Raw genomic sequence first — 389 nt, 5'->3', positions numbered from 1 at the left:
GAAAATCAATGGTATTCCCTTTTGAATCAACGGCACGATATAAATACATCCATTGCCCTTTTACTTTAATATAGGTTTCATCGACTCTCCATGAATCATTGGTTGATTTTAGATGATGTCGTACTTTCTCTTCTAATTGAGGTCCATATTGATGAACCCAGCGCATAATCGTTGTGTGAGCAATTGATAATCCTCTTTCCTCAATCATTTCCACCAGGTTACGAAAGCTCAAATTGTACCGTAGGTACCATCTTACTGTTAATAAGATTAGTTCAGGCTGATAATGCTTCCATTTGAACAAATTCTCCTTTTCCATACTGATCACACACCTTTTGTAGAGTAGTAATATCAGTATGTCCAAGTTTAAGAGATTTTTTGCACCAGAACCA

General features: G+C 36.2%; 1 pseudogene. It reads right to left on the bottom strand.

From position 1 onward, the window contains the following. Nucleotides 1-316, bottom strand: a pseudogene (locus FT637_RS29705) (IS6-like element ISBwe3 family transposase); the annotation flags it as partial. Nucleotides 317-389 lie beyond the last annotated feature (73 nt).

The organism is Bacillus cereus, assembly GCF_015071065.1.
GTDB classification, from domain to species: domain Bacteria; phylum Bacillota; class Bacilli; order Bacillales; family Bacillaceae_G; genus Bacillus_A; species Bacillus_A cereus_BA.
This window is presented reverse-complemented; position numbering and strand designations above follow the sequence as displayed.